This window comes from Mesorhizobium sp. C372A (assembly GCF_030323245.1).
Lineage (GTDB): Bacteria > Pseudomonadota > Alphaproteobacteria > Rhizobiales > Rhizobiaceae > Mesorhizobium.
Genome location: NZ_CP100475.1, coordinates 2,566,742 through 2,592,027 on the forward strand (window position 1 = coordinate 2,566,742; position 25,286 = coordinate 2,592,027).

A 25,286-nucleotide genomic window follows, 5' to 3' on the forward strand; every position below is an offset into this window, starting at 1 on the left:
TGCGCCGCTATTTGGAGTCGGCGGGCGGCGCCGACCCGTGACGCACATAATTCTCGATCGCCTGGGCATAACTGGCGGAACCGGCCTTGCGCTCTTTTTCGATGTAGCCGGCAAAATAGCTCCAGAACGACACCGCATAGTCGCGGAAATAGGCATCGGCGACATCGCGCGAACAGAGCTTGCCCTCAACGCAGATGGAGAGACGATTGAGGAAATAGACGATGCGATCAAAATTGTCGTTGAAATCGGCGATCGGCATGGTGCCGCCGCCGGCAGTCATCGCCTCAATGCCAATGCGTTGCCGGAAGACCCGTTCCTCGGTCGGCGACGGCGTGGCGCTGAGCAGATTGTCGTATTTGGCGTTGAGCGACGAGAGGCGCTCCTTGAGCGCGCGCTGCGCCTGCTGAAAATCCTTGCTTTCCCAAAGCTCGACCAGCGACATCGTCTGCTCGACGCGCTTCTGTTCCTGGTTTGCCAGAAACTGGAAGACCGAGAAGCCCAAGGTGAAGACGATCGCCAGGCGCACGGCGAGACCCGACCAGGCATAGATCAGCATGCGCCAGTCGCGGTCGGTGAACGGGTTGGCTTCCTTCTTGATCTCGTGACTGCTCGGCCACGGAAAGCCTTCGGTGGTTTCGGGCAAGGTCGCCGGCTTCTTGGCCGGTGCCGGCGCCGATGTGGCTGGCGATTTTTGCGTTGCAGTGCCCCCCGGCTTTTTCATCCGCAGCTGTCCAGTCGGATAATGGCGGTGGGATCGAGCACGATGCCGGGTGTCTCCAGCTTCTTTTTCAGGCAATCGAGCTGCGTGCGCGAAATCATGAACTGCACGTCCGGTTCGGCAGCCGCCTTGCTGGGTGACGGCAAGGGCTCGACCACGCCGCGCGAGGCGCAGCTGGAGAGATCGACGACAACGGCCGTGTTGCCGGTCTTGGCGATCTGGTCGTACTGGTCGAGAAAGCAGGTGGCGAGCTCGGAGTTGGTGACGATCTGCTTGGCGCACAGGCCGCAATTCTCGTCCGCCGAGGCGCTGGCAACCAGCAACAGGCTTCCGGCAAGGCCGGCCGTCGCTGCACGCCAGGAGAGCACGGGGATAGTCACTGATGTCCTCATCTGTTGCATTCAGCCGCGGCGCATAGAAGTGTCGCGAGCCGGGAATGTTCATATATCACGCCGGCAAGAGCCGGCGAAGCGATGTCAGGTCAGGCGCGGGGCACCGTCTCCATCGGGAAGATCATCACCGCGCCTTTGGGACCGCTCTTGTCGGCAAGCCGCATCACCGAGCGCGTCGCCGGCGCCATGCCGATGTCGGCCAGCATGTCGGAAAAACCAGGCGTTCCCGATGCGGCACGCGTCACGGCGCGCACGCCTTCCTGGGCAAGAAAGCTCAGATCCTCTTTCTCGCTCTGCGGCGGCGCCTCGGTCAGCACGGCAATCATGCGCTCCATGCCGAAGCTGGTGTCGGTGAAGGCGAGCAGCCCTTCCTTCAGGCCCTGATCGGCCTGCTGGTTGATCGGCGCCAGCCGCTCGGCGACGATATGGGTGATCGAATAGTCGCTGCCGATGTAGAGCACGTTGATGTCGACGAACTCGTCGGACCCGTTCTTGGCCGCAATGTGTACCTGATCGCCCGGCGAAACGCGCGGCACCGTCGAGGATTCGATCGGCTCCAGCACATCGCTGTCCTGGCGCTTGATCAGGAACTGGACGCTGACCTCGTCCGGCCGGTAGTCGGACGCCGCGGCGAGCCGCGACAGGCCGGTGGCGCGGAAGATCGTGGTCAGGTTCTTGGCTGTGTTTTCCGCAAGCTTGTCGCGGCCATCCTGATGGATGACGATGCGCGGCGGCTTGCTGCCGTCCTTCAAGCTGATGTCGCCGGACGCCGGCAGGAACCACAGCGCCGGTTCGTCGCTGGCGTTGGCGGCAGCGCCGTCCATGGATTTTTCGCGCAGCACCGCAAGCCGCAGATCGGCGCTCTTGCCGGGCTCGACCAGCGCGATGTGGAAGCCGGACTTCGGCTTCGCCACCAATTCGTCCAGAACCGAATTGACCAGCTCGGTTTCTTTATCGAGCCCTGCGGTCGGCGCCGGCTTTGCCACCAGCAGCTTGTAGTCGACTGCGAGTTCGGCAACGCGCGCATAGGCGCCGGCGGGCACCGCCGTCGGCGCAAGCGCCGGCTTGCCGTCGAATTCGACCGGTGCGAGCTGGCTTTCGAGGTTTTTTGCCAATTTCACTTCGAGATAGCCGACGGCGTCGGAGAGCTTCGACAGCGCCGAAGGCAAAATGGCGAGCTTGCTGCCGGGGGTCAGACCCTGCAGCAGCCCGGCGCCGATCGCGACATCGCCGTCCTTGACGGCAATCGGCCATTGCATGACGGCGTCGGTCTTGTCGGTGCCGAACACGCGGGCGTCCAGTTCGCCCTCGAACAGGGGCGTCGGCCTTGTGCGGCCGTCGGCCGAATATTGCTGCAGCACGGCCTGGCCGAGCTGGCGATAGGTGACGTTGGGGTTCTCGGCCAATTTCGACAGGATGGTGAAGGTGAACAGGCCGAAGCGCGGCGCGTCGGGCGTGCCCTTGGGCAGCGGCATTTCCGGCGTCGTCTCGACCGTCTGCGCGGCATAGAAGGCGACCAGCTTGCCCCTGGCGATCGGCTCTGCGCCGGTCGGCGTCAGGTTGAAGGCCGGCTTGCGGCCGCCATTCTCGTCGAAACCGCGCGATGCGCTTGCCGAGATGTCGTCATAGGCCTTCACCGCCGCTGCTCTCGCCGCGTTGTCGCCGCCGACGAGGTCGGCGAACTCGACCTTGCGCTCCAGTTCGTCATCGACTTCCGCGGCGCGCGTCGCGGTGCCCGAATGGCAGCAGTCGAACACCACCCAGACAAAGGCGCCCTTGTCGCGGATGGCGTCGAGTGCGGCGCCGACCTCGTTGTCGACCAGCGCGTTCGGCACGCCCTCTTCGCGGTTGATCCATTTGTCGATATCGGACGGCAGGAAAATCTCGTCGAGGCCGTCGGTCTCGTCACCGGCCTTGGCTTGCGGCTGCTGGGCGCCGTGGCCCGACAGATGCAGATAGACGAAATCGTCGCGTTGCACCTTGCCGGCGAGGTCGGCAAGGGCGGCCTTGATCGCCGCATGCGTCGGCGGGCCGTTGGCGCCTTCGACGTCCTTGGCGAGCAGGATCACATTCTCGGCCGAGAACTTCACCGGATCGGGCGTGTTCTTCAGGAGATAGTCGCGCACCAGGCCGGCATCGTTCTTCGGCCCGATCAGCCAGTTCTTCTGCGGCAGGTTCGGATAGTCGGTGCAGGCAACCAGCAGCGCGTGATAGGTGCGCGAGGCGGCGAGAGCGCGGAACGAAACCGTACCGGCAGCCACAAGCGCCGACGTGCCGACGAGCAGCGTCCGTCGTGTCAGTTTGATCATAATTGCTTCCCCAAGCCCGATCGAATTTGCAAGTGCGGCACCTTTCGTCGCGAATTTTGTCAGTATTTTGAATGTGGTCGGTGCCGTCAATCGGCGGTGGTGGTCATGGTGTCGATGGCGATAACGGAAACAGTGGCAAAAAGCCTGCTTCATCGCTATCTCAAGAGAATTGAGACCGTCGCATGGCAGAAATGATTTGCGAGCGGCGCTGGATCAAACAGATGGAACGTGATGTCGTCCGAGAACCGCTCCACACTTTTCGGCATCATGCTCTAAACGATCGGAAAACGGGATCATGGCGGCAAGGGATGTGCTGACGAAGAATCAGCTGAGCGTGCTCGAAAAGCTCGAGGCCGCCAGCGGACCGCTCAGCGCCTATACGCTTCTCGACCAGCTGCGCGAGCGCGGTTTCCGCGCGCCGCTACAGGTTTACCGGGCGCTCGACAGCCTGGTGAAGTCAGGCTTCGTGCACCGGTTGGAAAGCCTCAACTCCTTCGTCGCCTGCGCCGAACCGCACGACCATACGCATTCGATGACAGCCTTCGCTATCTGCGACACATGCGGGCAGGTGATGGAGATGTCCGACCATGACGTCGACCATCGGCTGGACGAATGGGTGCGCTCGACCGGGTTTGCTGCGAAGAAGGCGGTGATCGAGTTTCGAGGGACGTGTGCCAAGTGCCTGGCTGAGGCGGCTTAGCTTGCTTCCTACTTGAGCCGAGGCGGTGCGCTATTCTCGAATTCGTTCAAGAATGTCTCATAGACGACGTACCGCGTAGGCCCAGGTGTTAGCTGCTCCATAAGCAGGGGTTTCACCTCGTCGAGCCAAGATAATTTGCCAAGGCCAGACCCGATTTTTGGCAAGGCGATGGATTCTACCCGGTTTTTGTCGGCCCTTTTCACAAGCCCGCGAACTGCTTTCCGTAAATAGGGAAGCGTGGCGTGATACATATCTGGCTGGGTTGCCAGATAAATGAAGCCCGGCCGATTGCCGTCTGGCTCCAATGTCCAGATATGACCGCCAATAAACCTGCCGGTCCGAGCATATTTCTTGAACGCAGCCTGCACATTCGGCCACTTTTTCGAAATCTTCAGCGCAAGTCCGGTGCCAAGGCCCTCTTGATTGCCCTCTGCCACGCCTTGAGCGATATAGCTTTCCTTGGCGGCCAGCAGGTCTCCCGTGACAAAGACAATCATCGCACCTTCAATGCGCCTCGTCCCAGTTGTTCGCCGCCCGCGCATCGACATGCAGCGGCACCGACATCGAGATGGCCGGCATCGGCGCGTTCTCCATCACCCTGCGCACCACGGGGATCGTCGCCTCGACTTCCGCTTCAACCGTCTCGAAGATCAATTCGTCATGCACCTGCAAGAGCATGCGGGCGGACAGGCCGGCCTTTTCCAGCGCCTCGTCCATATGCACCATGGCGCGGCGGATGATATCGGCAGCGGTGCCTTGCAGCCTGGCGTTGATCGAGGCGCGCTCGTTGAAGGCACGGATCGACGGGTTTGACGACCGGATCTCAGGATAGTGGATGCGGCGGCCGAAGATGGTTTCGACGAAGCCATGTTCGCGCGCATAGGCCTTTGTTGCCTCGATATAGTCGCGGATGCCGGGGAAACGCTCGAAATACTTCTTGATGTAGGCGCCGGCCTCCTCGCGCGGGATCGACAGCTGGTTGGCGAGCCCAAAGGCCGAGATGCCGTAGATGATGCCGAAATTGATCGCCTTGGCGCGGCGGCGCACTTCGGACGGCATGCCTTCGACCGGCACGTTGAACATTTCCGAGGCGGTGATGGCGTGGATGTCGGCGCCATCGGCGAAGGCCTGCTTCAACTGCGGGATCTCGGCGACGTGGGCAAGCACGCGCAGTTCGATCTGGCTGTAGTCGGCCGAGACCAGTTTCTGGCCCTTGTCGGCGATGAAGGCCGTCCTGATCTTGCGTCCCTCCGCGGTGCGCACCGGGATGTTCTGCAGATTGGGATCGGAGGAGGACAGCCGGCCCGTCGTCGTTGCGGCCAGCGCATAAGATGTGTGCACGCGCCTGGTGTCGGGATGGATGAAACCGGGCAGCGCGTCGGTGTAGGTCGATTTCAGCTTGGTCAGCTGACGCCAGTCGACGATCTTGCGCGGCAGTTCGTGGCCTTCGGCGGCGAGGTCTTCCAGAAGCTGCGCGGAGGTCGACCATTGCCCGGTCTTGGTCTTGGAGCCGCCGGGCAGGCCCATGCGGCCGAACAGGATGTCGCCGAGTTGCTTTGGCGACCCGATGTTGATGCGCTCGCCGACAAGGCCGTAGATTTCCTCTTCCAGCCGTGCCGCGCCTTGCGCCAGCTCGCCGGAGAGCCGCGACAGAATCTGGCGGTCGACCGAGATGCCGCGCTGCTCCATACGCGCCAGAACCGGCACCAGCGGACGCTCCAGCCGCTCATAGACCGAGACCAGGCCCTTGGCGGCCAGCCGCGGCTTCAGCACCTGCCATAGCCGCAGCGCTACGTCGGCATGGCCGGCGGCGTAGGCGGTCGCCCGGTCGATGTCGACCTGCTCGAACCCGACCGAGCTTCTGCCGGAACCGGCGAGATCCTTGAGCGGCGTCGTGGCATGGCCGAGCCATTTGTCGGCAAGCGAGGACAAAGTGTGGTGGCCGGTGCCGGCGTCGAGCACATAGGAAATCAACATCGTGTCGTCGAAGGGTGCGATATCGATGCCGTGGCGGCTCATGACGACGATGTCGTATTTGGCGTCCTGGGCGATCTTGAGCACCGATTTGTCTTCCAGCAGCGGCTTCAGCAGCGCCAGCGCCTCGCGGACCGGAATCTGGTTCTCCAGCGTGCCGCCGCCGAGCAGGTCGCCGGCGCCGCTCTTGTGGGCGAGCGGCACATAGGCGGCGCGGCCGGGGCCGATCGCCAGGGAGAAACCGATGAGGTCGGCCAGCATCGGATCGGAAGACGTGGTTTCGGTGTCGAAGGCGACGATCCCGGTCTCCTTGGCTTGGGCCAGCCAGGTCTTGAGCGTCGCCGTGTCGCGGATGGCGACATAGGCGGCGGGATCGATTTTGGCCGCAGCGGCCGTTTCCAGGCGAAGTGCGGCAAGCAGCGAAGGGGCGTCGCCGGCCCTGGCGGTTTCGGTTTTGGCTTCATCCTGTGTTGCCGCAGGCGCCGCTATGCCGGAACCGACATCGGGGCCGTGCGCGGTGTCGGCGCGCTCGACGGTGACGGCGACAGCCTGCACATCGCCGGCTTCGGTGCTGGTCGCTTCAGCAACGCGCCGGGTCAGCGAGGTGAATTCCATGGTTTTGAGAAAGCCGATCAGCTTCGGCCCATCCGGCGCATGCAGCACGAAATCGTCGAGCCCGTCGGTCACCGGCACGTCGTTCTCCAGCGTCACCAGCTGGCGCGATATGCGCGCCTTGTCGGCATTGGCGATGATGGATTCGCGCCTCTTGTCCTGCTTGATCTCGCTGGCCCGGGCGAGCAGCCCGTCAAGGTCGCCGAACTGTTCCAGAAGCTGCGCCGCCGTTTTCGGCCCGATGCCGGGTACGCCCGGCACATTGTCGACGGAGTCGCCGGTCAGCGCCTGCAGGTCTATCATCTTTTCCGGCGGCACGCCCCATTTCTCGATGACTTCGGGGATGCCGATCTGGCGGTCCTTCATCGGGTCGTACATGCCGACCGTGGGTCCGACCAGCTGCATCAGATCCTTGTCAGAGGAGATGATAGTGGTGTCGCCGCCGGCCTCGCACGCCAGCCTGGCATAAGTGGCGATGAGGTCGTCGGCCTCGTAGCCTTCGATCTCGATGCAAGGCAGGTTGAAGGCCACGGTTGCCTGGCGGATCAGACCGAATTGCGGGATCAGGTCTTCGGGCGGTGCGTTGCGGTTGGCCTTGTATTCCGGGTAAAGATCATTGCGGAAGGTTTTCGACGAATAATCGAAAATGACCGCTAAATGCGTCGGCACGATGCCTACATCGGTGTTGCGGGCGTCCTGCATCAGCTTCCACAACATGTTGCAGAAGCCGGAGACCGCGCCGACCGGCAGCCCATCGGATTTGCGGGTCAGCGGCGGCAGCGCATGATAGGCGCGAAAGATGTAGCCGGAGCCGTCGATAAGGAAGAGATGGTCGCCTTTTTTCATGCCGGCAGGGATAGCGCGGCAGGACGGCGCGGTCCATGGCAAAGGCGGGCTTCCAACAGGTGTTGCGGCGACATGCTGACAGAGCCTGCCTGCCGATAGGTCCTGCTGCTGTTTGCCTCGGCGCTCACGGCTATGTTACAAAAGTGTAATTTTTGTGCCCTTGAAACGCCACGATCCGAGACACAAATAAAGGTCATCGGCAGTTTTCGCCGAGTCCGGAGCAAGGCCCGTCCCCCGCCTATCCCGGACAATTGCGGCAGCCTATCCCCCCTCTCCGGGCTGCCGCATCGTTTCGAGTAAAAGACCGCCGTGGTTCCCCTCCACCACGGCGGTTCTTTTTTGCCTTCTGACAAGTGTTTACGGTCCGTGGTCCAACGATCGCGGGCTTTTCGTTTTGATGCGCTGCCTTTACGGTCCCGGCACCGAAAAGAAAGGCCCGCAGTAATGTCCACCATTTCCTCCGTCCTCGACCGTCTCGACAAAAATCTCGACCAGAGCCTGGAGCGCCTGTTCGGCCTGCTCCGCATCAAGTCGATCTCCACCAATTCAGACTATGCCGCCGACTGCCGCAAGGCCGCCGAATGGCTGGTGGCGGACCTCAAGCTGATCGGCTTCGACGCTTCGGTGCGCGACACGCCGGGACACCCGATGGTGGTTGCGCACCATGAAGGCCCCGCCGGTTCGCCGCATGTGCTGTTTTACGGCCATTACGACGTGCAGCCGGTCGATCCGATCGAGCTTTGGGAGAACGACCCGTTTGCGCCGGCGGTCAATGAGATCGAGCCCGGTCACAAGGTAATCACCGGCCGTGGCTCGGCCGACGACAAGGGGCAGCTGATGACCTTCGTCGAGGCCTGCCGCGCCTGGAAGCAGGTGCATGGCAATCTGCCCTGCCGCATCACCATCCTGTTCGAGGGCGAGGAGGAGTCCGGTTCGCCGTCGCTCAAGCCGTTCCTCGAGGCCAATGCCGAGGAACTCAAGGCCGATTTCGCTCTGGTCTGCGACACCGGCATGTGGGACCGCGAAACGCCGTCGATCTGCGTTTCGCTGCGCGGAATGGTCGGCGAGGAGGTCACGGTCAAGGCTGCCGATCGCGACCTGCATTCGGGCCTCTATGGCGGCGCCGCCGCCAACCCGATCCGCATCCTGGCGAAAATCCTCGCCGACATCCATGACGAGAACGGCCACATCACCATTCCCGGCTTCTATGACGGGGTCGAGGAAACGCCGTCGCAGATCCTGAAATCATGGGAAACTCTGGGCGAGACCGCCGAAACCTTCCTCGGACCGATCGGCCTCTCGATCCCGTCGGGCGAAAAAGGCCGCTCGGTGATGGAACTGACCTGGGCGCGGCCGACGGCCGAGTTCAACGGCATCATCGGCGGCTATACCGGCAAGGGGTTCAAGACGGTGATCGCGGCGGAAGCGTCGTCCAAAATCTCCTTCCGCCTCGTCCACAAGCAGGACCCCGAGAAGATCCGCGCCGCTTTCCGGAAATTCGTCAAGGCGCGCATTCCCGGGGACTGTTCGGTCGAATTCCACCCGCATGGCGGCGGGCCGGCAATTCAGCTTTCCTACGACTCGCCATTCCTGGCCAAGGCCAAGACTGCGCTGTCGGATGAATGGCCGAAGCCAGCGGTGACGACGGGCAGCGGCGGCTCGATACCGGTGGTCGGCGACTTCCAGACCTATCTCGGCATGGAATCGCTGCTGGTCGGGTTCGGCCTCGACGACGACCGCATCCACTCGCCCAACGAGAAATACGAGCTGACCTCCTTCCACAAGGGCCAGCGCTCCTGGGCGCGCATTCTCGATGCGCTGACGCGCTGAGGAGGCTGGGAAGTTTTCTTGTTGATTTTTCAGCGGATCGCGGCGAGGACGAGTTACGCCGCGATCCGGAGAAAACCATGCCCGACATCCGCTTCCACAAGAACGATCTGCCCGACCTCGCCCACTACAATGTCGACGCGGTGGCCATCGATACCGAGACGCTGGGGTTGAACCCGCACCGCGACCGGCTGTGCGTGGTGCAGATCTCGCCCGGCGATGGCTCGGCCGACGTGATCCAGATCGCGCCCGGCCAGAAGAAAGCGCCGAACCTCGTCAGCCTGCTCCGCAACCGCGGCATATCGAAACTGTTCCACTACGGCCGTTTCGACCTCGCCGTGCTCTACAACGCCTTCGGCGTCATGCCGGAGCCGGTGTTCTGCACCAAGATCGCCTCGCGGCTGACCCGCACTTATACCGACCGGCACGGCTTGAAGGACATCTGCTTCGAACTGCTTGGCGTCGGCCTGTCGAAGGCGCAGCAATCGTCGGACTGGGCGGCCGAGACCCTGTCGCCCGAACAGATCGAATATGCCGCTTCCGACGTTCTCTATCTGCACCGTCTGCGCGAGGTGCTGGCTGGACGCCTGGCGCGGGACGGGCGCACCAAGGAAGCCGACGCCTGCTTCCGCTTCCTGCCGACGCGTGCCAAGCTCGATTTGATGGGTTGGGACGAAGAGGATATTTTTGCCCACAGCTGATGGCCTTCGGATAACGCTTCCGGCAGCCTTGCAACCAGACACGCGTCGTGGCGTTCTGTCGACTCAATGAGGGGGATGACGTGGCAGACCGCAAACCGATAGCGACCGCCCCGACGGATGGATCCAAGGTCACTGTTCTGTGGAAGGACGGCGCCGGCGTCGTCAGCGAATCCGTCGGGCAATATCGCGACGGCGCCTGGTGGGTCTACACCGACAGCGATACCCAGAAAAAGGTCGACCCGACCAGCTGGCGGCCAGTCTCCAGCGACGATGACGACGATCAATGAGCGCCGCTGGCGGGTGCAACTGCTTTCGCATAGCCTGAAGTCGTTGATATCGAGGCCGATTCGGAGCCTTCCGCTCCGTAGCCTCTCTTCCTGGAGGAACGCGTCATGGGCATCGAAAGCCTTCTCATCTTCATCATAATCGGCGCCATTGCCGGCTGGCTCGCCGGCCTCATCGTCTCGGGCTTCGGCTTCGGCCTCATCGGCAACATCATCGTCGGCATTATCGGCGCCCTGATCGCCGGCTGGCTATTTCCAAGGCTCGGCTTCGCTATCGGCGGCGGCATTCTGGCTGCCATCATCAACGCCACGATCGGCGCCGTCATCCTGCTGGTGCTGGTCAAGGTTCTGAAGCGAGCTTGACGCTCTAAGTTTTCATTCAACGCAATTCCTCAGGAGAAAGCCTGTGCTTTCCTGGAATTGCTGCCAAAGGAGCGCGCCGTGAAACAGAACACTCTCTATCTCCTTGTCGGCGCGCTCGTTGTCGTGGTCATCGCGCTCGGTGCATATGTCTATCACGAACAGACCAAGCCCAAGGGCGTCGAACTGAAGATCGACGACAAGGGCATTTCGATCCAGCAGAATTGAAATATTCGGGGTAGCCAGGGCCTCTGCCTTTTGCGGCAGACAGGCCGCGAGGATGCGGCTTTCGGACCCAGTTGGCGGCAGCGGATTTTAGAAATTCTTAAGGAATTTCAGAAGGGTGCATAAACCCTGCTTTAACGCGCCCTTAAACCGCCGCATCTACCCTCCAACCCGAGCGCCATTGACACCGGGAAGACAGCGCAACGCATGGCGAACCGCAGAGACAGTCGCATCGAACCCAGCTTCGAGGGATCGCCAAAGGCGAAATCCGCGGCCGGTTTTTCGGTGAACGAGGAGGATCGGGTCGTGCCGGCCAATCGCAAATCATCTTCGGCGCGCAAAACCTCCAAGGCAAAATCATCGTCACGCGGCAAGCGCGGCAAACCCCGGCGCGGGCTGTTCGGCGTGATGGCGCGGATGTTCTACTGGTGCTTCGTGCTCTGCATCTGGGGCGGCATCGCGGTGGCCGGCATCATCGTCTACTACGGCGCCAAGATGCCGGCGGCGACCACCTGGTCGATCCCCGACCGTGCCCCCAACATCAAGATCGTCTCGGTCGACGGGCAACTGCTTGCCAACCGCGGCATGAGCGGCGGCGAGGCGGTCGGCCTGCACGAAATGTCGCCTTATATTCCCGAAGCCGTCATCGCCATCGAGGATCGGCGCTTTTATTCGCATTTCGGCATCGACCCGATCGGCCTGTCGCGCGCCATGGTGACCAATGTTCTGGGCCGGCGTTTCTCGCAGGGCGGCTCGACGCTGACCCAGCAACTGGCCAAGAACCTGTTCCTGAAGCCCGACCGCACGCTGGAGCGCAAGGTGCAGGAAGTGCTGCTGGCGCTGTGGCTGGAGCACAAGCATACCAAGGACCAGATCCTCGAAATGTACCTCAACCGGGTCTATTTCGGCTCCGGCGCCTATGGCGTCGAGGCGGCCTCGCGCCGCTATTTCGGCAAGAGCGCGCGCGATGTCACTCTGTCGGAGGCGGCCCTTCTCGCCGGCCTCTTGAAGGCGCCGTCGCGACTGTCGCCGGCGCGGGATCCGAAGGCGGCGGAGGAGCGCTCGCAACTGGTGCTGGCCGCCATGCGCGACGAAGGCAAGATCAGCGCCAAGGAACTGGCCTCGGCGATGAGCGCGCCGGCAACGCGCGCGCCATCCTATTGGACCGGCTCGGAAAACTATGTCGCCGACACCATCATGGAAGAATTGCCCGATTTGATTGGTGACGTGCGCAGCGACATCGTCGTCGACACCACCGTCGACCTCAACCTGCAGAAGCTCGCCGAACAGTCGATCCGCCGGCTGATCGACGAGAGCGGCAAGAAGCTCAATGTCAGCCAAGGCGCGCTGGTCTCGATCGACAATTCCGGCGCCGTGCGCGCCATGGTCGGCGGCTACGACTATTCGACCAGCCAGTTCGACCGCGCCTCCGAAGCACGCCGCCAGCCGGGCTCGGCGTTCAAGCCGTTCGTCTATATGGCCGCGCTGGAAGCCGGCCGCACGCCCGACAGCGTGCGCAACGACGCACCGATCAAGATCGGCAAGTGGACACCGGACAATTACGGCGGCAAGTATTTCGGCAAGGTGACGTTGGCGACCGCTTTGGCGAAGTCGCTGAATTCCGTCGCCGCACAGCTGACCATGGAAGTCGGGCCCGACGCCGTGGTCGAGGCGGCGCACCGTATGGGCATTCAGTCCGATCTGATCGCCAACACCTCGATCGCGCTCGGCACTTCGGAGGTGACGCCGCTGGAGCTGACATCGGCCTATGTGCCGTTCGCCAATGGCGGCTACAAGCCCGACATCCATTTCATCCGCCGCATCACCACGACCGAAGGCAAGGTGCTCTATGACGACAATGGCGGCAGCGCGCCGCGCGTCGTCAAGCAGAACATTGTCGGCATGATGAACTCGATGATGACCGGCACGGTCGAGATCGGCACGGCGAAGAAGGCGGCCTTCGCCTGGCCGTCTGCCGGCAAGACCGGAACCAGCCAGAATTCGCGCGACGCCTGGTTCGTCGGTTACACCGCAAACCTCACCACCGGCGTATGGTTCGGCAATGATGACGGCACGCCGATGAAGAAGGTCACCGGTGGCGCGCTGCCGGCACAGGCCTGGCACGAATTCATGGTGGCGGCGCATGAAGGCGTGCCGGTCAGGCCGCTGCCCGGGACCTGGAAATCGACGCCGCCCGACACCATCGTGCCCGACGATATTCCGTCAGTCGATAACAATCAGGCGGCGCCGTTGCCTGCCGTGGCCGTCAGCCGTTCGGAGCCTGCTGCCGCGCCGGCACCTGCTGCTGTACCCGCACAAGCACCGGTCCGCCGTCCGGCCGAAACGGTCGATGCCGACGGCTTCGACATGCCGGGCGACGGCGGCACCACGGCCTCGATCAAGCACCCGGTACCGCCGGGCAGCGTCGGCGGCCCGGCCAAGAAGCGGAAAACCTCAATCCTGGATATTCTCGGCGGCGGCTGAGCGGCTCGTCATTCTGGCTTCAAACCAATGGCGAGCTGGCAATCCGTTCCTCATATGAGAGCTGAGTTGACAATTCGGCCTCTCGCCACCTCCGCCGCATTCGGCTACATCTCCGGCCGGAGTGACAGACATGGCTGAGACCGACACCAGAAAAACCATCGTGCTGACCGGAGCCAGCCGCGGCATCGGCCATGCCACGGTCAAGCGCTTTTCGCGTGAGGGCTGGCGGGTCATCACCTGTTCGCGCCAGGCTTTTGCCGAGGATTGCCCGTGGCCGGCCGGCCCAGAGGACCACATCAAGGTCGATCTCGCCGACCAGGAGGATGTCGGCATCGCCGTCTCGGAGATCCGTCACCGGCTGGAAGCGCATGGCGGGCAATTGCACGCGCTGGTCAACAATGCCGGCATTTCGCCGAAGCTCAAGGACGGCAACAGCCGCATGGATTCGATCGACACGCCGATGCATGTCTGGCGCGATGTGTTCCAGGTGAATTTCTTCGCGCCGATCATGCTCGCGCGGGGCCTCTTCAAGGAGCTTGCTGCAGCGAAAGGTTCGATCGTCAACGTCACCTCGATCGCCGGCACGCGCGTGCATCCTTTCGCCGGCACCGCCTATGCGACCTCGAAGGCGGCGCTCGGCTCGCTGACGCGCGAGATGGCGCATGATTTCGGCCCGCACGGCATCCGCGTCAATGCGATTGCGCCGGGCGAGATCGACACCGCGATCCTGTCGCCTGGCACCGACAAGATCGTCGAGACGATCCCACTCAGGCGCCTTGGCGCCACCTCGGAAGTCGCCGACATCATCTTCTTCCTCTGCTCGCAGCAGGCGTCCTATGTGACGGGCTCGGAAATCCACATCAATGGCGGCCAGCACGTCTGAGCACTGACAGACTGCTCATTCGGCGATGGTGAGAACAGCCTTGCCGCTGAAGCTGCGCTGTCGCAGGGCGTCCAGAGCCTGGGCGATGTCTGTCCACGGCACGGTCATGGACACACGGGTTTCCAGCCGGCCAGCCGCGACCAGAGCGAGCAGCGAGGCGATGTCCGCGCCAATGGCTGGACCGGATGTGTAGTAGGCGAAAGTCTGAAGCCTCGCTCCCTCATGGCCCGGAACGAACTGTCTGAAGCCAACCGGCGTGAGTTCGCCGCTGCTCGAACCGAACATGACGATGGTGCCGCCGGGGGCGACGCGGTCGATGGCATGGGCGAGGCTTTGGCCGCCGACCGACTCGGTGATCAGAGAGAATGGCCCTTCGGCCAGTTCGATCGACTCGACGACCTCGTGAGCACCAAGACCGCGGAGATCCTCGGCGTGCCGGGCGGCGGCGATTGCAATCACCGCGGCGCCTTGCTCGCGGGCGATCTGGATCTGGAAACGGCCGACCGCGCCGCTGGCGCCGGTGATCAACACCTGCTGTCCCGCGAGGTCGCCGCCATGGCGCAAGACCCTGAGAGCCGTCGTGCCCGCGACCGGAAGCGTGGCGGCGGACCCGAAGCTGACCTCGTCCGGGATGACGGCGAGGCGGTCGGTCGGAACGGCGACCTGTTCGGCCCAGCCGGCCTCGTCGACCAAAGCCACAACCCGGGCGCCGACGGCAGGCCCGGAGCCATCGGCTGCCGCCCGCTTGATTACTCCAACCACGTCCTGGCCAGGTATCCAGCCTTCCGGGCGTATGGTGAGCAGGCGCAATTCACCGCGGTTCAAGGAGGTTGCGTGGACGCAGACAAGCGCTTCGTTGGGGAGGGGCCGAGGGTCCTCGACCTCGGCGAGACTGATCCGGGTGATGCTCTCGGGAGAGATGACAAGCGCGCGCATGGGAAGCCTTCCTGCCGGTTTGTGACATGCCAGCCACGAACCAGAGTCTATCGACTCCCCGCATCAAAGAATTTAGCTATCACGGCGAATAGTCGCTAAAAGCCATCAATCATGAGGCAGCCGCTCCGCTACCCCTGGGTCAATTTCGATGTCGATGATGTGCAGGCACCTGCGATTGCCGTGCGCGTCGATGTCACCGAAACCAAAGCGGAAGTCGCCGCCCATTGGCACCGCAAGGGCCAGCTCGTCTTCGCGCTCGGCGGTGGCGTCACTTGCCGCGTCCCGAGCGGCCTGTGGATGGTGCCGCCGCATTGCGGTGTGTGGATTCCTGGCAGTATGGAACACAGCAACATCGCGACCGCCAATGCGCGGATCTTCTTCGTCTATATCGAGCCGGGAGCCGCCGATCTGCCGGACCGGTGCTGCACGCTGTCGATCTCGCCATTGTTGCGCGAACTGATCATCGAGCTGGCCGATCGCGTGGAGGAAGATGAGGCGAGGGACGGGCTCTTGACCACGATCCTGCTTTCGGAACTGCCGCGCATGCCTGTCCAGCAGCTGCATCTGCCGATCTCCGCCGAGCCGCGCTTGCGGCGGATCGCCGAAGCGTTGGCGCAGAACCCTGCCGATCGCAGCACGCTTGCCGAGTGGGCCAACCGTGTTGCGCTCTCAGAAAGCAGCCTCGCCCGTCTCATCGTGAAGCAGACCGGCCTGAGCTTCGGCCGCTGGCGCCAGCAATTGCACCTGATCGTCGCCATAAGGGAGCTGGCCTCGGGTGCCAGCGTGCAGCAGGTTTCAGGCGATCTTGGCTATGGCTCCGTCACCGCCTTCATCACCATGTTCAAGAAGGCGCTTGGCAAGCCGCCGGCAAAGTATCTCGCCAGCGTCGCGCACAATGGCGGCTCCGCCTTCGTTGGATGATCGATGCGCCTGTGGCAAGCCTCAGGCCGGGGAGGGCTCAATGGCTTCGGGGCGCGGCATCGGCTTTTGCTCCAGCACTTCTTGCACGATGCCGCGGGCGATCTCGCGTTCGCCCATGATGACGGTGTCGGCGCCGAGCCCCATCAGGTGCTCGACCTCGGCATCGGAATGGGCCCGCGCTATGACGTTGATGCCGGGATTGGCGGCGCGTGCCCTGAGCACGATCTGCCCGGCCTCGAACGCGTTGGGGATGGCAAGGATCAAGCGTTTGGCCCCCTGCGGATTGGCGGCGGCAAACACGCCCCCATTGGCCGCATTGCCGGAGACGATTTCGACGCCGTCGTCTCTGAGCCTCGCCAGCGTCTTGTCGGCGTCCTCGATGACCAGGAAGGGCAGCGATGCCTGTTTCAGCGCCGCGCCGACCAGGCTGCCGACGCGGCCGTAGCCGATCAGGATGGTGTGGCCCGAAAGCGTTGTGCGTGGCGGTGGGCCATTCTCTTTTGCCGCGGCGGCCACCGAGGCCACTTGTCCGGGCTGCGTCGCCGGGCCGACCGGCTTGGCCTCTTCCGGTGGTGCTGCCTTGGCGGCGCGCGCGTCCAGCCATGGCTTCATCCAGTCGAGGGCGAGGAACATCAGCGGATTGACCAGGATCGACAGGATGGCGCCTGCCAGGATCAGGTCGCGTCCCTGTTCGGGCAACAGCTTCAGCCCGACGCCGAGCTCCGCCAGGATGAAGGAGAATTCGCCGATCTGCGCGAGGCTGGCCGAGATCATCAAGGCGGTTCCCAGCGGATAGCGGAAGGCGATGACGATAACGAAGGCGGCCAGCGACTTGCCGATGACGATGATGGCCAGCGTCGCCAGGATCGGCCAGCCATTGCTCATCAGGCTGAACGGATCGAACAGCATGCCGACCGAGACGAAGAACAGCACCGAGAAGGCGTCGCGCAGCGGCAGTGATTCCTCCGCCGCGCGGTGGCTGAGCTCGGATTCGCTCATGATCATGCCGGCGAAGAAGGCACCGAGCGCCAGCGAGACGCCGAACAGTTTGGCGGCGCCGAAGGCGACGCCGAGCGCGATCGCCAGCACCGCCAGCCGGAACAGTTCGCGCGAGCCGGTATGGGCGACGTAATGCAGGATCCACGGAATGACGCGGCGGCCAACCACCAGCATGACGATGACGAAGGCGACGACCTTGGCCAGCGTGAGGCCGACGACGCCCCAGATGCCGAAGCTGGCCGGCAGCGACAAAAGGCTCGCATGGTCATCGACCTGCGGCTGGCCGCCGAGCACGCCGGCCAACGCCGGCAAAAGCACCAGCGCCAGCACCATGGCGAGGTCCTCGACGATCAGCCAGCCGACGGCGATGCGGCCGCGCTCGGTCTCGATCAGCCGTCGCTCCTGCAACGCGCGCAACAGCACCACTGTGGACGCGACGGAAAGCGCCAGGCCGAAGACGAGGCCTGCGCCCATCGACCAGCCGAGCATCCAGGCAAGGCCGGCGCCCAGCGCGGTGGCAAAGCCGATCTGGACGATGGCGCCGGGTACGGCGATGGCGCGGACGGAGAGAAGATCCTTCAGCGAGAAATGCAGGCCGACGCCGAACATGAGCAGGATGACGCCGATTTCGGCCAGCTCATTGGCAAGACCGGCATCGGCGACGAAACCCGGCGTGTTCGGTCCAACCAGCACGCCGGCGACGAGATAGCCGACCAGCGGCGGGATGCGAAAACGGTTGGCGAGCGCCCCGAAGATGAATGCCAGCCCCAGACCGGCGACGATGGTGGCGATAAGGGGCGTGTCATGCGGCATTGTCTATGGAGCGCCTTTCGGGAAATGTCGGGTGTGCGCCGCCCGCAGCCGCCGCCTTTGCAATATGGTGGAGGGGGTGCGGGCGACGCAACCCGCGAGACGTAAATTGGTGGCCAGAGGCGCCGAAAAACGAAAGGCGCGCGCAGCGAAAACGCTGCGCGCGCGAATGATCTATGAGATAGCGTCAGGCTGCCTGCTGCAGCATGGCCTCGATGTCGATCAGCGGGCGGTTGGTCAGTGTCTTTGGGATCTCCGCCTGCACCTTGTCGGTGACTTCCTTGTGCAATTTCTTGCGCATGGTGCCGAGCACCAGCGGTGGCGCGACCAGCACGATGTCGTCGAAGATGCCGTGATGGGCGAGCTTGTAGAGCCGGTCCGCGATCTCTTCGGCAAAGCGTTCCTTGCCCTGCCGGTGCCAGTCGGTTTCCTCAACCGCGCTGCGATGCACGGAGGGGCCGTCATTGTAGCGGCCGGGACTGTCGCTGCCTTGTTCGCGCGTTGCCGGATTGTCCTGGTTCATCTCTTGGAAGAGCTGCAGGTGCGGATAGAGATTGTCGCCCTCGTTCTTCAGGAACAGCGCTTTCTCGCCATCGGCCACCATGACCAGAAGGCCATGTTTCAGGTTGATCTTGCTCATTTGCGGGCTCCTGTTTGAAGGTTCAAATCCAGCCGACGATTGTCTGTTGCGGCAGGGGCAGAACGCGTGGCGAAGCGGGAACGTTCCACTTCGTTCGCCGAGATCGCACGCAGCCATATCGAGCCCGATCTATCGTCCATCGGAGCAATGTCCAAGGTGACGGCTTTAATCTACTAAATTGGTAGAATTTAGAAAAAACAATTTTGCAGCTTGGCCGCCTGCCGGATAAAAGAGCCGCAGAACAAGGCCTGCGGCAGCAGCTTGAATCCGCCTGATATGCGGATGTGGAATATTTTTCTCTTGGCCCTTTGGCTTGCGGAAAAGCGATTGCCTCCCGCAAGGGGATGCGCGAGTGGGTTCCTTCAGCTTTTTCGCGTCCGCGCCTAAAACTGCCGAATTGTTCCGGAATCTGTTCGTCATGCCGCACGCCAATCCCAAGCTCACCGCGTTCCCGGTCTTCATGCGGGTCGAAGGCGAAGCCGTGGCCATCGTCGGCGGCGGCGTCGAAGCGTTGGCCAAGGCGCGGCTACTTGATCAGTCGAGTGCTGTGCTTCGCATCATTGCCGATGTTGCCGACGCCGAATTGCTGAGCTTCATCGCCACGACCGGCGCCATCCGTATCGACGCCCCCTACGACGCCGCGCATCTCGAAGGCGCGGTCCTGGTGTTTGCCGCCAGCGGCGACGAGACGCTCGACCGCCGCGTCGCCGACGATGCGCGCCGCCTTGGCATTCCGGTCAATGCCGTCGACCGGCCGGAGCTGTGCGATTTCTTCACCCCGGCGCTGGTCAACCGCGCTCCGGTCGCCATCGCCATCGGCACGGAAGGCGCCGGTCCGGTGCTGGCGCAGATGCTGCGCAGCCGCATCGACCGCATGCTGTCGCCGTCGCTCGGGCCGCTGGCAGCGCTTGCCGCCTCTTTCCGGGGTGCCGCCGAAAAGCTGCTGCCGAAAGGCAACGCCCGCCGCCAGTTCTGGAGCAGTTTTTTCCAGGGTGCACCGGCGCGCGCCGTCGAAGCCGGCGAGCTTTCGCAGGCGCATGACGCCGCCGCCGATCTGTTGCTGTCGAAGGCTCCGGCTTCGGGCCATATCGCCCTGGTCGGCGCCGGGCCAGGTGCTGAGGATCTTCTGACGCTGCGCGCGCATCGGCTTTTGATGGAAGCCGACGTCATCGTCTATGACGCGTTGGTGCCGGAGGCGATCGTCGCCATGGGCCGCCGCGACGCCGAGCGGCTGCCGGTCGGAAAACGCAAGGGATGCCACACCAAGAGCCAGGCCGAGATCAATGCGCTGCTGGCCGATCTCGGCAGGCAGGGCAAGCGCGTCGTGCGGCTGAAGTCGGGCGACCCGCTGGTGTTCGGCCGCGCCGGCGAGGAGATGGCCGCACTGCGCGATGCCGGCATCGCCTATGATGTCGTCCCCGGCGTCACCGCCGCCTTTGCCGCCGCCGCCGACTTCGAGCTGCCGCTGACGCTGCGCGGCGTCTCCTCGTCGATGGTGTTCACCACCGGCCATGATCTGAAGGGCAATTCGCTGCCGGATTGGGCCAAGCTCGCCATTTCCGGCGCCACCGTCGCCGTCTATATGGGCCGCTCGGTCGCCGCCGAAGTCGCCGGGCGGCTGATCGAGGCCGGCCTGTCGCCGGACACGGCGGTTGCCGTGGTCGAGAATGCCAGCTTGCAGAACCGCCGCCGTTTCCACGGCACGCTGGCCGATTTGCCGTCGCTGGAAGCGCGCGCCGATCTGGCCGGTCCGGTGATGACCATCATCGGCGACGCGGTTGCCGGCGCCAACTTTGAACGTTCCGAGCCGCTCGCGGCACATAACTATGAGGGCGCCGCCACCGCGGCCGGCGCAGAGGTCGAGCCATGAAGATACTGACCGCAAACCGCCTCTCCGACGGCATCGCCGTCTGGTACGCCGACGGCGGCTGGGCCGAGACGGTCGACCATGTTGACCTTGCCCATGACCAAGCGGCAGAGGACAGGCTGGAAGCAATCGGCGCCAAGGCCAACGCCAACAATCAGGTTGTCGACGTCAATCTGATCGACGCTGAAGTCGTCAATGGCATCGTCGTGCCGGTGCGGCTGCGCGAAAAGATCCGCGCCGCCGGCCCGACCATCCGGGAAGATCTGGGCAAGCAGGCTGCGCGGGCAGCGTAACAAAATACGGGCGGACGCGCCCTGAAAGACGAAACATGTACCGCTACGATGAGTTCGACCACGATTTTGTCCAGGCCCGCGTCGCCGAGTTCAGCGACCAGGTCGAACGCCGGCTGTCCGGCGAGATCACCGAGGATCAGTTCCGGCCGCTGCGGCTGATGAACGGCGTCTACCTGCAGCTGCACGCCTACATGCTGCGCATCGCGGTGCCCTATGGCACGCTGAACAGCGCCCAGTTGCGCATGCTCGGCCACATCGCGCGCAAATACGACAAGGGCTACGGCCATTTCACCACGCGCCAGAACATCCAGTTCAACTGGCCGGCGCTGTCCGACATTCCGGCGATCCTGGCCGATCTCGCCAGCGTCGAGATGCATGCCATCCAGACCAGCGGCAATTGCATCCGCAACGTCACCGCCGATCATTTTGCCGGCGCCGCCGCCGACGAGGTCGCTGATCCGCGCCCCTATGCCGAGATCCTGCGGCAATGGTCGTCTGTGCATCCGGAATTCTCGTTCCTGCCGCGCAAGTTCAAGATCGCGGTGACCGGGGCCGAGCGCGACCGCGCCGCCATCCAGACGCATGATATCGGTCTGCATCTGAAGAAGGACGCCGCCGGCGAGCTCGGCTTTGCCGTCTATGTCGGTGGCGGCCAGGGCCGCACGCCGATGGTGGCGCGCAAGATCCGCGACTTCCTGCCGGAAGCCGACCTGCTGTCCTACTGCACCGCGATCCTGCGCGTGTACAACCTCTATGGCCGCCGCGACAACAAGTACAAGGCGCGCATCAAGATCCTCGTCCACGAGACCGGCGTCGAGGAAATCACCCGCCAGGTCGAGGCCGAATGGCAGGAGCTGAAGGACGCCGAGCTGAAGCTGCCGGAAGCCGACATCCGTGCCATCGACGCCTATTTCGCGCCGCCGGCACTGACCGCCCGGCCGGAAGGCGACGCGGCGATCAAGCTGGCGCGGCTCGATTCCAAAAGCTTCTCGGATTGGCTCGACCAGAATGTCGTGACGCATCGCCATCCCGACTATGCCGCGGTGACGATCTCACTGAAAGGCATTGGCGAGGTGCCGGGCGATGCCACCGACAGCCAGATGGAAGCGGTTGCCGACATCGCCGAGAAATACGCGTTCGACGAACTGCGCGTCAGCCATGAGCAGAACCTGATCCTGCCGCATGTGGCGCGCGCCGATTTGAAAGCGGTCTACGACGCTTTGGTCGACATTGGCCTCGCGACGGCCAATTCCAACCTGATCAGCGACATCATCGCGTGCCCTGGCCTCGATTATTGCGCGCTGGCGACAGCGCGCTCGATCCCGATCGCGCAGGAGATTTCGCTTCGCTTCGCCTCGCTGGAGCGGCAGCGCGAGATCGGCGAATTGAAGCTGAAGATTTCCGGCTGCATCAATGCCTGCGGACATCACCATGTCGGCCATATCGGTATCCTCGGCGTCGAGAAGAAAGGCTCCGAACTCTACCAGGTGACGCTTGGCGGATCGGCCGACGAGAACACCTCGGTTGGCGAAATCATCGGCCGCGGCTTCTCTTCGGAAGAGATCACCGACGCCATCGAGCAGATCGTCGACACCTATCTCGGCCTTCGGCTCGGTCCCAGTGAACGTTTTATCGACGCCTACCGCCGTGTCGGTCCCGCGCCGTTCAAGGAGGCGCTCTATGCTGGCGAAACCAAGGCCGCTTGACCGCATCCTCGACGTCGACGACAGCATCGCCGCCAAAGCGGCGGGCTTCGACGCGCTGTTTGGACATCTGAGCCCGCTCGACATCATCGAACGCGCGGCGAGCGAATTGTTTCATGACGAGATCGCCGCCGTGTCGTCCTTCGGCGCGGATTCCGCCGTCCTGCTGCATATGATCGCCAAGGTCGACCGCACGCTGCCGGTCATCTTCCTGGACACCGGCAAGCATTTCGAAGAGACGCTGGGCTATCGCGATGCGCTGGTCGCCGATTTCGGGCTGACCAACATCAGGGTGATCAAGCCCGAAGACGCAGCGCTCGAACGGGTCGATCCGACCGGCAATCTGCACCAGAGCAACACCGATGCCTGCTGCGACGTGCGCAAGGTCGAGCCGCTGGCGCGCGGCGTCGCCCCCTTCCGGGCCTGGCTGACCGGCCGCAAGCGCTTCCAGGCGGCGACGCGAGCCGCGCTGCCGGTGTTCGAGGCGGTCGGCCCGCGCGTACGCATCAATCCGCTGGCGCACTGGACGACATCCGACCAGGCTGACTACATGCGCGCGCATGCGCTGCGCGAAAATCCGCTGGTTGCGTACGGCTATCTGTCGATCGGCTGCTTCCCATGCACGCAGCCGGTGCAGCCGGGCGAGGATGCGCGAAGCGGACGCTGGGCCGGTCATGCCAAGACCGAGTGCGGCATCCATCTGTCGGGACTGGAAGTGTCGCTGACCGACGCATCCCTTTAAGCTATGGTGATATTCAGGTGAGGCTGGCCTGCAACGGCGGCTTCCGCTCGGAGGCCGCCGGTTTGGTGTGGACCGGCTTTCGCGGACTTTCGATTTTTAGGGCTTTAGGAATTTTCTATGACTGAACAGACCACAGCGGAGACCCGCCTCTGGACCCGGACGGGTTTTCGCGAAGACGAGTGGACACATGCCGAAAGTGCGGATGCACTGGCGGGCAATGGCCGCTTCATCCTGCCGTTGCAGGCATTTCTCGGCCTCGATGCCGAAGTGCGGCGCTCGGCCAAGGAGCGGCTTGGCGTCGCGCTGCAGCCCGGCGACCAGCTGGAAAAGATTGTGGATCTGCTCGACCAGCTGTCGCTGGTGGCGCTGGCCTTCCCGGCCTTCAGCGACGGCCGCTCGTTTTCCAAGGGCGAATTGCTGCGCAGCCGCTACCATTTCGAGGGCGCGGTCCGCGCCACTGGCCAGGTGCTCGTCGACCAGCTGCCGCATATGCTGCGCCTCGGCTTCGACGAGTTCGAAATCTCCAACCCGGTTCTGCTGAAGCGCCTCGAAGAAGGCCGCACAGGCGGGCTGGGCCTTTACTATCAGCCGACCGAAGCGTCGGAGCCGAAGGGGCCGAAATACTCCTGGCGGCGCGTTCGCAACATCTGACGCAGCGGTAATTTCGCCTGTCTTTACAAAGACTGTGATCGGGCCTTCTCCTGGCTGTCCGGACGGAAATATCCGCCGGGCGCGAGGGAGGAATCGGCGCTCATCGGCGGCAACACCAATGCACCGTCCATCATGATCGCCGAAAAGGCGCCTGACATGATCAGGGCTGCAAGGTCTGGATGCGCGAGGAGCGCAAGGCTGCCTGAGCCGGTTTTTGGAAGATGCCGCCGCGCCTTCGGTGCGGCGGTTTTTTTCTTTGTCTTACGGCATTCCCAAGCGAAAGCCCGGAAAACCGCCTCACACTTTGCTGGAATTGCTTTTAGGCCAAGGCCCGCGCTTCGCGAAACGAGATCAGCTTGCGGCGGTTCTCGTCCCACAACGCCAGCTTGACGCAGCGCAGGCTGTCGAGAAGCGTGACGCGGCCGATGCCGCGCAGTTCGGGATAGTCGCGCAGCACTTCCTGCAGCCGGTAGCCCGGCACCTTGGCCGAGAGATGGTGCACGTGATGGACGCCGATATTGCCGGTGAACCAGTTCAGCACCGGCGGCAAATCATAATAGGACGAGCCGTGCAGGGCGGCACGCTGGAATTCCCACTCTTCGTCCTTCGCCCATTCCGTCTCCTCGAACTGGTGCTGGACGTAGAACAGCCAGATTCCGGCCGATCCGGCCAGGATCACGATCGGCAAATGGACGATCAGGAAAGCGCCGGGGCCGACCAGCCAGATAAGCAGCGCTGCCGCGACCGCGATGCCGAGATTGGTGGTCATCGACGACACCCAGGGCGTCAGGCCGCCGCGCATCATGCCGACCGGCAGCCTCTGCTCGAAGATGAACAGCCAGATCGGGCCAAGGCCGAACATCACCAGGGGATGGCGGTAGAGACGATAGGCAAGGCGTCCCCGCCAAGACAGCTGCCGGTATTCAGCAACCGTCAACGTCCTGATATCGCCCATGCCGCGCTCGTCAAGATTGCCGGCGCTGGCGTGATGGGTGGCGTGCGCGCGCCGCCAGCAATCGTAAGGGGTCAGCGTCAGCACGCCGAGCGCGCGGCCGATCCAGTCGTCGGCAGTGCGGTTGGCGAAGAAGGAGCCGTGGCCGCAATCGTGCTGGATCATGAAGATCCGCACCAGAAAACCGGCGGCGGGAAGGATCAGGATCAAGCCCCACCAGTGGCCATAGGAATAGGCTGCCGAAGACAGCGCCCACAGCGTAACGAAAGGAATAAGGGTGATGGCGAGTTCAAGAGTGCTGCGTCGCCGGTCGGGCTTCTTGTAGCGCGCCAGGATCTTCAACCAGGCGCGCTTGCTGTTGGCGGCCGTCTCGGGGGAAATCATGTTCATCAGGAAGCATAGGCGGGGCGTCCCGCTGCCGCAAGGAAAAGCTCACGCAAAATTACTGCGCGTAATT

General features: G+C 63.5%; 23 protein-coding genes. 14 read left to right on the forward strand and 9 right to left on the reverse strand.

What is annotated here, in order from left to right; genetic code table 11:
• Positions 1 to 7: 7 nt before the first annotated feature.
• The 3 genes from NLY42_RS12155 to NLY42_RS12165 all read right to left on the reverse strand — a co-directional run bounded on the left by NLY42_RS12155 (position 8) and on the right by NLY42_RS12165 (position 3,419).
• Positions 8 to 721: a DUF4760 domain-containing protein gene (locus NLY42_RS12155; protein ID WP_023700125.1), complete on the reverse strand. Its 714-nt coding sequence runs from the start codon at positions 719 to 721 to the stop codon at positions 8 to 10.
• Complete coding sequence (locus NLY42_RS12160; protein ID WP_245261352.1) at positions 718 to 1,098, reverse strand: hypothetical protein; 381 nt, start codon at positions 1,096 to 1,098, stop codon at positions 718 to 720. The genes NLY42_RS12155 and NLY42_RS12160 overlap by 4 nt, the downstream gene beginning before the upstream one ends.
• Before the next feature lie 101 nt (positions 1,099 to 1,199).
• On the reverse strand, positions 1,200 to 3,419 hold the full coding sequence (locus NLY42_RS12165; RefSeq protein ID WP_023704223.1) for a caspase family protein: 2,220 nt from the start codon (positions 3,417 to 3,419) through the stop codon (positions 1,200 to 1,202).
• Between the two features lie 295 nt (positions 3,420 to 3,714).
• Here NLY42_RS12165 and NLY42_RS12170 point away from each other — a divergent pair, with 295 nt between their 5' ends.
• Positions 3,715 to 4,119, forward strand: a complete 405-nt coding sequence (locus tag NLY42_RS12170) for a Fur family transcriptional regulator (RefSeq protein ID WP_023669789.1) — start codon at positions 3,715 to 3,717, stop codon at positions 4,117 to 4,119.
• Positions 4,120 to 4,127: 8 nt separating this feature from the next.
• Here NLY42_RS12170 and NLY42_RS12175 read toward each other — a convergent pair whose 3' ends face one another.
• Both NLY42_RS12175 and polA read right to left on the reverse strand, forming a co-directional pair.
• Positions 4,128 to 4,616, reverse strand: a complete 489-nt coding sequence (locus NLY42_RS12175) for a macro domain-containing protein (RefSeq protein ID WP_023754247.1) — start codon at positions 4,614 to 4,616, stop codon at positions 4,128 to 4,130.
• Between the two features lie 7 nt (positions 4,617 to 4,623).
• Positions 4,624 to 7,551, reverse strand: a complete 2,928-nt coding sequence (gene polA, locus NLY42_RS12180; protein WP_023754248.1) for a DNA polymerase I — start codon at positions 7,549 to 7,551, stop codon at positions 4,624 to 4,626.
• Between the two features lie 444 nt (positions 7,552 to 7,995).
• Here polA and NLY42_RS12185 point away from each other — a divergent pair, with 444 nt between their 5' ends.
• From NLY42_RS12185 to NLY42_RS12215, 7 genes are all read left to right on the forward strand, one after another.
• Complete coding sequence (locus NLY42_RS12185) at positions 7,996 to 9,381, forward strand: M20/M25/M40 family metallo-hydrolase (protein WP_023754249.1); 1,386 nt, start codon at positions 7,996 to 7,998, stop codon at positions 9,379 to 9,381.
• 77 nt (positions 9,382 to 9,458) lie between these two features.
• Positions 9,459 to 10,079 (forward strand): ribonuclease D, encoded by a 621-nt coding sequence (locus NLY42_RS12190; RefSeq protein WP_031202705.1) that lies wholly within the window; start codon positions 9,459 to 9,461, stop codon positions 10,077 to 10,079.
• An 80-nt stretch (positions 10,080 to 10,159) separates the two neighbouring features.
• Positions 10,160 to 10,366, forward strand: a complete 207-nt coding sequence (locus NLY42_RS12195) for a hypothetical protein (RefSeq protein ID WP_023683046.1) — start codon at positions 10,160 to 10,162, stop codon at positions 10,364 to 10,366.
• A 105-nt stretch (positions 10,367 to 10,471) separates the two neighbouring features.
• The gene (locus tag NLY42_RS12200) at positions 10,472 to 10,726 is read left to right on the forward strand and encodes a GlsB/YeaQ/YmgE family stress response membrane protein (protein WP_023704219.1); all 255 of its coding nucleotides are present in this window, start codon (positions 10,472 to 10,474) and stop codon (positions 10,724 to 10,726) included.
• A gap of 78 nt (positions 10,727 to 10,804) precedes the next feature.
• Positions 10,805 to 10,951: a hypothetical protein gene (locus NLY42_RS12205; protein WP_023686592.1), complete on the forward strand. Its 147-nt coding sequence runs from the start codon at positions 10,805 to 10,807 to the stop codon at positions 10,949 to 10,951.
• 204 nt (positions 10,952 to 11,155) lie between these two features.
• Complete coding sequence (locus NLY42_RS12210; protein ID WP_023754251.1) at positions 11,156 to 13,432, forward strand: transglycosylase domain-containing protein; 2,277 nt, start codon at positions 11,156 to 11,158, stop codon at positions 13,430 to 13,432.
• Between the two features lie 130 nt (positions 13,433 to 13,562).
• Positions 13,563 to 14,315 carry an SDR family NAD(P)-dependent oxidoreductase gene (locus NLY42_RS12215; RefSeq protein ID WP_023669777.1) on the forward strand — a complete coding sequence of 251 codons (753 nt, stop codon included), beginning with the start codon at positions 13,563 to 13,565 and terminating at the stop codon, positions 14,313 to 14,315.
• A gap of 15 nt (positions 14,316 to 14,330) precedes the next feature.
• Here the strand turns inward: NLY42_RS12215 and NLY42_RS12220 are convergent, their stop codons facing one another.
• Positions 14,331 to 15,251 (reverse strand): zinc-binding dehydrogenase, encoded by a 921-nt coding sequence (locus tag NLY42_RS12220; protein ID WP_023712327.1) that lies wholly within the window; start codon positions 15,249 to 15,251, stop codon positions 14,331 to 14,333.
• A gap of 111 nt (positions 15,252 to 15,362) precedes the next feature.
• Between NLY42_RS12220 and NLY42_RS12225 the strand changes: the two genes are divergently transcribed.
• Positions 15,363 to 16,172, forward strand: coding sequence for an AraC family transcriptional regulator (locus tag NLY42_RS12225; RefSeq protein WP_023754252.1), 810 nt, complete (start codon positions 15,363 to 15,365; stop codon positions 16,170 to 16,172).
• Positions 16,173 to 16,193: 21 nt separating this feature from the next.
• Here NLY42_RS12225 and NLY42_RS12230 read toward each other — a convergent pair whose 3' ends face one another.
• Both NLY42_RS12230 and NLY42_RS12235 read right to left on the reverse strand, forming a co-directional pair.
• Entirely contained in the window at positions 16,194 to 17,984 is a 1,791-nt protein-coding gene (locus NLY42_RS12230) for a cation:proton antiporter domain-containing protein (protein WP_023754253.1), read from the reverse strand.
• A 184-nt stretch (positions 17,985 to 18,168) separates the two neighbouring features.
• Positions 18,169 to 18,621, reverse strand: a complete 453-nt coding sequence (locus NLY42_RS12235; RefSeq protein ID WP_023686586.1) for a baeRF12 domain-containing protein — start codon at positions 18,619 to 18,621, stop codon at positions 18,169 to 18,171.
• 418 nt (positions 18,622 to 19,039) lie between these two features.
• On the opposite strand from NLY42_RS12235, the gene cysG reads away from it, so the two are divergent.
• From cysG to NLY42_RS12260, 5 genes are all read left to right on the forward strand, one after another.
• Positions 19,040 to 20,491, forward strand: a complete 1,452-nt coding sequence (gene cysG / locus NLY42_RS12240; protein WP_023754254.1) for a siroheme synthase CysG — start codon at positions 19,040 to 19,042, stop codon at positions 20,489 to 20,491.
• Positions 20,488 to 20,781 (forward strand): DUF2849 domain-containing protein, encoded by a 294-nt coding sequence (locus tag NLY42_RS12245; protein ID WP_023754255.1) that lies wholly within the window; start codon positions 20,488 to 20,490, stop codon positions 20,779 to 20,781. The genes cysG and NLY42_RS12245 overlap by 4 nt, the downstream gene beginning before the upstream one ends.
• 35 nt (positions 20,782 to 20,816) lie before the next feature.
• Positions 20,817 to 22,487, forward strand: coding sequence for a nitrite/sulfite reductase (locus NLY42_RS12250; RefSeq protein ID WP_023726455.1), 1,671 nt, complete (start codon positions 20,817 to 20,819; stop codon positions 22,485 to 22,487).
• Positions 22,462 to 23,226: a phosphoadenylyl-sulfate reductase gene (locus NLY42_RS12255; RefSeq protein WP_023754256.1), complete on the forward strand. Its 765-nt coding sequence runs from the start codon at positions 22,462 to 22,464 to the stop codon at positions 23,224 to 23,226. Before NLY42_RS12250 ends, NLY42_RS12255 begins: the two co-directional genes overlap by 26 nt.
• A gap of 117 nt (positions 23,227 to 23,343) precedes the next feature.
• The gene (locus NLY42_RS12260) at positions 23,344 to 23,877 is read left to right on the forward strand and encodes a DUF934 domain-containing protein (RefSeq protein WP_023754257.1); all 534 of its coding nucleotides are present in this window, start codon (positions 23,344 to 23,346) and stop codon (positions 23,875 to 23,877) included.
• A 319-nt stretch (positions 23,878 to 24,196) separates the two neighbouring features.
• Here the strand turns inward: NLY42_RS12260 and NLY42_RS12265 are convergent, their stop codons facing one another.
• Positions 24,197 to 25,219 carry a fatty acid desaturase gene (locus tag NLY42_RS12265; protein WP_023691976.1) on the reverse strand — a complete coding sequence of 341 codons (1,023 nt, stop codon included), beginning with the start codon at positions 25,217 to 25,219 and terminating at the stop codon, positions 24,197 to 24,199.
• Positions 25,220 to 25,286 lie beyond the last annotated feature (67 nt).

Bases quoted from the DNA above. Each gene is read 5' to 3' on its own strand.
- NLY42_RS12155 (WP_023700125.1), bottom strand. From the start codon at position 721: ATGAAAAAGCCGGGGGGCACTGCAACGCAAAAATCGCCAGCCACATCG.
- NLY42_RS12165 (WP_023704223.1), bottom strand. From the start codon at position 3,419: ATGATCAAACTGACACGACGGACGCTGCTCGTCGGCACGTCGGCGCTT.
- NLY42_RS12170 (WP_023669789.1), top strand. From the start codon at position 3,715: ATGGCGGCAAGGGATGTGCTGACGAAGAATCAGCTGAGCGTGCTCGAA.
- NLY42_RS12175 (WP_023754247.1), bottom strand. From the start codon at position 4,616: ATGATTGTCTTTGTCACGGGAGACCTGCTGGCCGCCAAGGAAAGCTAT.
- polA (WP_023754248.1), bottom strand. From the start codon at position 7,551: ATGAAAAAAGGCGACCATCTCTTCCTTATCGACGGCTCCGGCTACATC.
- NLY42_RS12185 (WP_023754249.1), top strand. From the start codon at position 7,996: ATGTCCACCATTTCCTCCGTCCTCGACCGTCTCGACAAAAATCTCGAC.
- NLY42_RS12190 (WP_031202705.1), top strand. From the start codon at position 9,459: ATGCCCGACATCCGCTTCCACAAGAACGATCTGCCCGACCTCGCCCAC.
- NLY42_RS12200 (WP_023704219.1), top strand. From the start codon at position 10,472: ATGGGCATCGAAAGCCTTCTCATCTTCATCATAATCGGCGCCATTGCC.
- NLY42_RS12210 (WP_023754251.1), top strand. From the start codon at position 11,156: ATGGCGAACCGCAGAGACAGTCGCATCGAACCCAGCTTCGAGGGATCG.
- NLY42_RS12215 (WP_023669777.1), top strand. From the start codon at position 13,563: ATGGCTGAGACCGACACCAGAAAAACCATCGTGCTGACCGGAGCCAGC.
- NLY42_RS12220 (WP_023712327.1), bottom strand. From the start codon at position 15,251: ATGCGCGCGCTTGTCATCTCTCCCGAGAGCATCACCCGGATCAGTCTC.
- NLY42_RS12225 (WP_023754252.1), top strand. From the start codon at position 15,363: ATGAGGCAGCCGCTCCGCTACCCCTGGGTCAATTTCGATGTCGATGAT.
- NLY42_RS12230 (WP_023754253.1), bottom strand. From the start codon at position 17,984: ATGCCGCATGACACGCCCCTTATCGCCACCATCGTCGCCGGTCTGGGG.
- NLY42_RS12235 (WP_023686586.1), bottom strand. From the start codon at position 18,621: ATGAGCAAGATCAACCTGAAACATGGCCTTCTGGTCATGGTGGCCGAT.
- cysG (WP_023754254.1), top strand. From the start codon at position 19,040: ATGCCGCACGCCAATCCCAAGCTCACCGCGTTCCCGGTCTTCATGCGG.
- NLY42_RS12245 (WP_023754255.1), top strand. From the start codon at position 20,488: ATGAAGATACTGACCGCAAACCGCCTCTCCGACGGCATCGCCGTCTGG.
- NLY42_RS12250 (WP_023726455.1), top strand. From the start codon at position 20,817: ATGTACCGCTACGATGAGTTCGACCACGATTTTGTCCAGGCCCGCGTC.
- NLY42_RS12255 (WP_023754256.1), top strand. From the start codon at position 22,462: ATGCTGGCGAAACCAAGGCCGCTTGACCGCATCCTCGACGTCGACGAC.
- NLY42_RS12260 (WP_023754257.1), top strand. From the start codon at position 23,344: ATGACTGAACAGACCACAGCGGAGACCCGCCTCTGGACCCGGACGGGT.
- NLY42_RS12265 (WP_023691976.1), bottom strand. From the start codon at position 25,219: ATGAACATGATTTCCCCCGAGACGGCCGCCAACAGCAAGCGCGCCTGG.